4 protein-coding genes are annotated in these 4,212 nt (G+C 72.3%); all 4 read left to right on the top strand.

All coding sequences use genetic code 11. The features are described from left to right. Positions 1 to 909 (top strand): hypothetical protein (locus RIF68_RS29230; protein ID WP_309054288.1); only part of this gene is annotated, 909 nt, incomplete at its 5' end. After that, the gene (locus RIF68_RS29225) at positions 906 to 2,177 is read left to right on the top strand and encodes an MFS transporter (protein ID WP_309054287.1); all 1,272 of its coding nucleotides are present in this window, start codon (positions 906 to 908) and stop codon (positions 2,175 to 2,177) included. The genes RIF68_RS29230 and RIF68_RS29225, both read left to right, overlap by 4 nt. 66 nt (positions 2,178 to 2,243) lie before the next feature. Further along, positions 2,244 to 2,816: an aspartyl/asparaginyl beta-hydroxylase domain-containing protein gene (locus tag RIF68_RS29220; protein ID WP_309054286.1), complete on the top strand. Its 573-nt coding sequence runs from the start codon at positions 2,244 to 2,246 to the stop codon at positions 2,814 to 2,816. A gap of 41 nt (positions 2,817 to 2,857) precedes the next feature. Further along, positions 2,858 to 4,212 (top strand): AMP-binding protein (locus tag RIF68_RS29215; protein ID WP_309054285.1); only part of this gene is annotated, 1,355 nt, incomplete at its 3' end.

Here is a 4,212-nt window from a genome sequence, read left to right as displayed (position 1 = left end):
GAGCTGCCCTACGAGCGCGCCGTGCTCAAGCCGATCGCCGGGGCGGGGACCGCCAGGACCACGGTCGTCGACAGCCTGGAACGCCTCCGTGAGCTGAGCGACCGCTACCGCGAGGAGCACCTCGCCCAGCGCACCTTCGCCCTGGAGGAGTACGTGGGCGGCAGCGGGACCGAGGAGTGGATCGCCGACGGCTTCGTGTACGACGGCACGCTGCGGTTCCTCGCGGTCGGCCGCTACGGGCTTCCGTGCCTCACCATGGTCGACGAGCAGCAGGTGCTGTGGATGCGGCACTTCGACCAGAAGACCGAGGCGTGGGCGTACGACCGCGCCGAACCCGTCGTCCGCGGCGCCCTCTCGGCGCTCGGCCTGCGGGACGGCCTGTTCCACATGGAACTCTTCCACGACCCGGAGACCGGCGTGCTGACGTTCAGCGAGTGCGCGGCGCGCGGCGGCGGAGCGCTGATCGACGAACAGGTGATGGCCAAGTTCGGGGTGAACTTCGGGGAGGCGGCGCTGTTCTGCGCGATCGGCCGGCCGCCGAAGGACGACATCACCTACCGTCCGGAACTCGTCGGCACCAGCTACCTCCCGGGCCGGTCCGGCGTCGTCTTCGACTGCCCCTCGCCCGCCGAACTCCGTGCGCTGCCGGGCGTCGAGTTCGCCCGGATCGAGTTCCCGGTGGGGCAGCGCTTCTCCGCCGACGTCGACAGCACCAACCACCGCATGGGCCAGGTCCTGGTCTCCGCGTCCGACGACGAGGAGCTGCAGGCACGGTTCAGCGCGGTACGGGCCTGGTTCGACGAACGCCTGGTGGTCGCCCCGTACGGGGTGTCGGGCCGGGAACTGCGTGCCTGGCACCGTGAGGTCCTTCGTCCGGACGCCGACTTCGCGGACCAGATGTGGCAGTGACCGGGAAGGGGAACGGGGGACCCGCCCCCCGGCGCGGATCGCTCGCCGACCGGCTCCTGCAACCGGCCGGACCGCGCCGCCTGCTGGCGACATCGGTCTTCGTGGACGCCCTCGGCAGCGGGATGTTCATGTCGTCCAGCGCGCTGTACTTCACGCGCGTCGTGCACCTGCCCATGACCCAGGTGGCGTTCGGCCTCTTCGCCGGCGCCATGGTGGGTCTCGCGGCCGGCATTCTCGGCGGCAAGGTCGCCGACCGCTGGGGCGCGCGGGAGACGCAGATCGGCGTGATGATCAGCGGCACCCTGTTCATGGCCTGCTTCCTCCTGGTCGACAGCTTCTGGTCGTACGTCCTCGTCTCCATGCTCATCGGCGTGGTGTTCGCGGCGGACAAGTCGAGCAAGGCCCCCCTGATCCGGGGGATCGGCGGAGACGACCAGGCCGGTTTCCGCGCCTACCTGAGGGCCTCGACCAACCTCGCCGTGGCCCTCGGCGCGCTCGCTGCCGGTGTCGCCATCCAGTTCGACACCGCCCCCGCCTATCTGACGCTCGTGGTCGGCCGGGCCCTCTCGTTCGCCGGCTGCGCCGTGGTCCTGCTGCGCCTTCCCCGGCTGGCCCCGGTGCCCGCACCGGAGCTGAGCGGCCGCTGGCAAGCGCTGCGGGACCGCCCGTACCTGGCGGCGACCGTCCTCAACTGCCTCATGTCGCTGCACTTCGCGGTGCCGACCTTCCTGCTGCCGCTCTGGATCATGGACCACACCGACGCACCGCGCTCGATGGTGTCCGGCGTACTGATCCTCAACACCGTGCTCGTCATCACCCTCCAGGTGGTGGTCAGCAAGAACGTCGACAACACGGCGGCCGCCGGCCGGAGCATGCGCTGGGCGGGCATCGCCGTCGCGGCCGGACTGCTGCTGATGCTCGCGGCGGGCAGTCCGTCCGCCTGGCTGTCCGTCGCTCTGCTCCTGACGGCCACGGCCGTCTACACCCTCGGCGAGCTGTGGCACTCCGCCGCCGCGATGGAGTACTCCTACGGCCTCGCGGCGCCGCACGCCCAGGGCCAGTACTCGGGCGTCTTCGGCCTGGGCGGCGGAGCCGCCGAGGCCCTCGCCCCCATGGTCCTCGGAGCGCTGGCCCTCGGCCTCGGACAACCCGGCTGGTACCTGCTCGGCGGGTTCTTCCTCGTCGTCGGCTTCATCAGCGGCCCGCTCGTCCGCTGGGCCGAGCGCACCGCCCCGAAGCGGCCCGTCTCGCCGGCGCCCGCCGCCTGACGGGGCACCGCGTCCCCGGCGTACACCCCTTCCGCATCACCACTCACACAGACACAGGAGAACTCCATGTCGGTCGAGACCCTCACCACGGTCGGTCCCGAGATGCTCGAACTCGTCCCCGGGCTCCAGTTCGATCACGAGGAGCTGGTCAAGGCCTACCAGCAGTACGTCGAGCGCGTACCGCTGCCCGCGTCCGGCAAGGAGGAGGACCGGCTGCGCCGCCTCGGCCTGACCCACCGGGTCGGTGCCGAGGAGCCGTGGCGGGACGCCGGCAACGGCCAGTACGACCAGGAGACCGGCGAGAAGAACTTCGAGGAGGCGGAGTTCTCCGTCTTCAACGAGGAACTCAAGGACACGTACTTCTACGAGATCTGGAAGAACCTGCCGTTCCGCCCCGGCCGCATGCGCCTCGTCACCCTGCACCCGGGCGAGATCTACCACATGCACACCGACCACTCGCGGGTCGCCCACATGTCGATCATGACCAACGAGGACTGCCGGCTGCTCTTCCGTACCGGCCACACCTACCACGTGCCCACGGACGGCCGGGTCCACATCCTCAACACCAAGCTCCACCACTCCGCCTACAACGCGGGCGGCACGGACCGCGTCCACCTGACGATGACGCTGGCCGACTGACCCCGCAGTTCTCCGTGCCGACCGCCACCGAAGGAGTATCCATGTCATCACGGCCCGCCGACCCGGCCGCGCGGGACAGCGCCGGGGAGGAGTTCCGGCAGTGGACCGAACAGGTCCGCGCCGCTCTCCCCGAGCGACCGCTCGGACTCGGCGGGGACCGCCCGGTCCCCGCAGGCCCCGTGGCCCGGGTACGGCTGGCACTGGACGCCTCTCTTCGTACGGCGGTCGGCCGGACGGCCCGCCGGCACGGCGTGAACCCCCTCGCGGTCGGTCTCTCCGCGCTCGCCCTGACGCTCGTCCGTCACACCGCCGCGTACCGGCAGGTGATCGTTACCTCCGAGGCCGACGTGCCGGTCCTGCTCGACGTACGGGAGGACATGGCGCCCGCCGAGCTCCTCGCCGCCGCCCACACGGCACTCGGGCGCTCCCGCGACCTGGCCATGACGCCGGGTTCGGTTCCGCCCGTGCCGCTGGAGTTCACCTACGGGGTCCAGGGCCCGGCCACGACACCGCTCCCGCCGTCCGCCGCCGGGGACGTCCACATCGCCCTGTTCCACACCGAGGACGGCGGAGCGGAACTGGCCGCCGCCTTCCCGGCGGAGCGCTACACCCCCGAACGCCTGACGGCCTTCCTCCGCCATCTCCGGGCCGCGCTCACCGCGCTGACCGGGGAGCCCGGGACGGGGACGCCGCCGCGTGGACGCGTGCTGCGCGAACTCGTACCGCTCGACGAGGCCGAGCGCGAGGAACTCCTCGCGCTCGGCCGGGGGCAGGAGCTTCCCGCGGAGGGCCGGGAGCCGGTCCCGGCGCGGGTGGCCCGGCTCCGGGCCGAGGACACGACCGCTCCCGCCGCGGTCTGCGGGGACGACGAGGTCGACCGGGGTGAACTCGACGCCTGGGCGTCGCGCATCGCCTCCCGGCTGCTCGCCGCGGGCATCGGCCGCGGCGACCACGTCGGTCTTCTGGCGGAACGTTCCCTCGCCGCCGTGGCCGGCGTCCTCGGCATCCTCCGCGCCGGCGCCGCCTATGTCCCGGTCGACCCGGCCCACCCCGACGAACGCATCGCCTCGGTCTTCACCGACGCCCGCGTCACGGCCGTGGTGGTGACCGGAAGGCAGGCCGAGCGCCTGACCGGACCCCCCGCCCGTACGGTCGTACGAGCGGACGAACCGGCGCTGCGGACACCGGGCCACGCCGGCACGGACACGCCCGCGGACACGCCCGTCGCGGCACCCGAAGACCCCGCCTACCTCCTCTACACCTCCGGCAGCACGGGGGAGCCCAAGGGCGTGCTGGTCGAGCACGGCCAGCTCGCGGCCTCCACCCTCGCCCGGCGCCAGGTCTACCCCGGTGCGCCCGTCTTCCTGCTGCTGCCCCCGCTCGCCTTCGACTCCTC

Origin of the sequence: Streptomyces sp. (assembly GCF_031178505.1) — a bacterium.
Taxonomy (GTDB): domain Bacteria; phylum Actinomycetota; class Actinomycetes; order Streptomycetales; family Streptomycetaceae; genus Streptomyces; species Streptomyces gulbargensis.
Note: the sequence above shows the minus strand (reverse complement) of the source record. Positions and strands in the feature narration are given on the sequence as shown.

What these genes read in the sequence shown, in the direction of transcription:
- RIF68_RS29220 (WP_309054286.1), top strand. Translation starts at nt 2,244, where the DNA reads ATGTCGGTCGAGACCCTCACCACGGTCGGTCCCGAGATGCTCGAACTC.